Origin of the sequence: Acidovorax sp. HMWF018, assembly GCF_003061035.1 — a bacterium.
Taxonomy (GTDB): domain Bacteria; phylum Pseudomonadota; class Gammaproteobacteria; order Burkholderiales; family Burkholderiaceae_C; genus Acidovorax; species Acidovorax delafieldii.
The window spans coordinates 1-2,092 of sequence record NZ_QAIM01000222.1; the positions used below are offsets into that span (position 1 = coordinate 1).

General features: G+C 68.9%; 2 protein-coding genes. Both read right to left on the reverse strand.

The genetic code is table 11. The features are described 5' to 3' along the window. A partial coding sequence (locus tag DBR23_RS07860) for a hypothetical protein (protein WP_369882097.1) occupies positions 1–523 on the reverse strand: 523 nt, incomplete at its 3' end. Positions 524–641: 118 nt separating this feature from the next. Continuing rightward, positions 642–2,057: an ATP-binding protein gene (locus DBR23_RS07865; RefSeq protein ID WP_108497859.1), complete on the reverse strand. Its 1,416-nt coding sequence runs from the start codon at positions 2,055–2,057 to the stop codon at positions 642–644. Between the last annotated feature and the right edge of the window lie 35 nt (positions 2,058–2,092).

Sequence of the window (2,092 nt, forward strand, 5' to 3'; positions counted from 1 at the left end):
CCGCGCCATTGCTCGCTGCTGGCGCGGCGGGGGCTGAGAGTGATGGTGCTGGGCGCGTGCTCAGGCTGCGCTCGATGGCGCGCACGGCCTCCAGGCGTTCGCTGAGCTGGTCATTGCGGCGTTGGCTGTCGCGCAGCTGCTGGGCCTGGCGGTCGAGCTGATCCTCCAGCCGGCGTTGTTGCAGCAGCCGGGCCTCCAGCAGCCGGGCCAGCGGGTGCAAGGGTTGCGCTGCAGCGCCGGTGTTGCCCAGCACGCGCTGCACCAGGCCCAGCGCACGGGCGGTGTCCACGGCCTGGCGCGTTTGTGCCAGGGCCGTGGCCAATAGCAACGGCGTATCGGCAGTGGCGTCCTCCGCTTCGCTCAGTCGGGCAATTTCCCTGGCGAGTTCGGCCGGGGGCAGCTTGAGCACACGGTCTGTCTGGGCCAGTAGCAGGGCAATGGGGGCGTTGCTATCGGTCTCCGTACCGCGTGCTTCGGTGGCGCCGACTTCGATCGCCGGGGCTACAGGCACGGCAATGATCATGGCCACCGGAGGTGGCTTGGAGGGGGCAGGCGGGGGCGCGGTGGTGGCGCAACCTGCCAGCACGGCGCCCAGGGCAAGCACTGGCCATCGCAGCGCGTGGGAGGACAGGGGGGGAGTGCTAGGCGGCATGGGGAAGTTCGATGCGAAAGAAGGAGTGTGCGCCTTCGTCCACCAGGCGCACGCTGCCGCCATGGGCCTGCACATATTCCTGCACGATGGACAACCCGATGCCGGTGCCGCGCACGGCATCGTCCGGTTGGCGAACACCCCGGTAAAAGGGTTCAAACACGCGGTCGCGGTCCACCCGGTCCACGCCGGGCCCCTGGTCGAAGACGTCCAGGCGCACCTGGCCGGGAGGTTGCGAGAGCACCAGCCGCACCGTGCCCTGGGGAGGTGAAAAGCGGATGGCGTTGGACAGCAGATTACTGACGGCGGAGGTGATCTTGTCGGCGTCGACGGGCATGCGCACGGGCGACCCCTCTACCCGCACGGTCAGGCCCTTGGCCTGCCACTGCAGCCGCTGTGTCTCGACCTGGGCCTCTAGCAGGGCCTGCAGATCGGTGTCGCGCCGCTGCAGTTGCCGTGCCTCGAAGGCGGCGGCGTTGAAGCGCAGCAGGGCCTCGATCTCGCCCTGCAGCTGCAGCGTGTTGTGGTGCAGGATCTGCGCGACCTCGCGCTGACCGGCGGTGAGTTCGCCCGTCACGCCGTCCTGCAGCAGCGCCACGCCCTCGCGCAGCGCGGCCAGAGGGGTCTTGAGTTCGTGGGAGACATGGCGCAGGAACCGCGCCTTGTCAGCATCCAGCTCCAGCAGTCGCAGCCGCAGCCATTCCAGCCGCTGGCCCAGCCGGCGCACGTCGTCCGGGCCGGAGATCAGCACCGGCTCGTCCAGCTGGTTTTCACCCAGCTGCCGGATGGCGCCTTCAAGCCGCTTGAACGGTCGCGCCAGCCAGATGCCCAGAGACAGTGCCAGCACCAACGCCAGCACAATGGCGCCCACTACCTGGTGCGTCACGTTGCGGCGGCTGCTCTCCACCTGGTCCTGCAGCGCCTGGTTGCGTTGGGTGTTGATGTCCTGCACCGACTGCACCATGGTGCCGTGCAGGGTTTCCAGGGCCATGAATTCCTCGGCGACCAGGCGTTCGTTGTCGAGCGCACGGTCTGGCGGTGCGTCCAGCAGGGTTTTGACGGCCTCCAGGTGGGTGCGCCACGCCTGCGTCTGCGCGGTCGGCAACCCTGCGGCCTGCAGGTGGTCCACTACGGTGAGCGCATCGACCGCCATGTCGTCGAAGCTGCGGCGCAGCGGCGCATCGCGCAGCACCAGGGACTGCCGCGCAGCACGTTCCAGGGCTTGCCCGCGCTGGTTCAGGCCTTGTGCGGCCGTGGCCAGTGCAGTGGCCTCGGCCGTGCCATGGCGGCTGAGCACCATGAGCTGCTCCAGCGTGTGCAAGGCCCTCAGTGAGCTGACTCCCAGCAAGCCTGCAATCAGCACGAATGCCAGCAGCAACAGTTGCTGGAAGGAGAGGCCATGCAGCAGGCCTTCGGCGGGTGGCGGTGCCGTGGGTGGGGGGC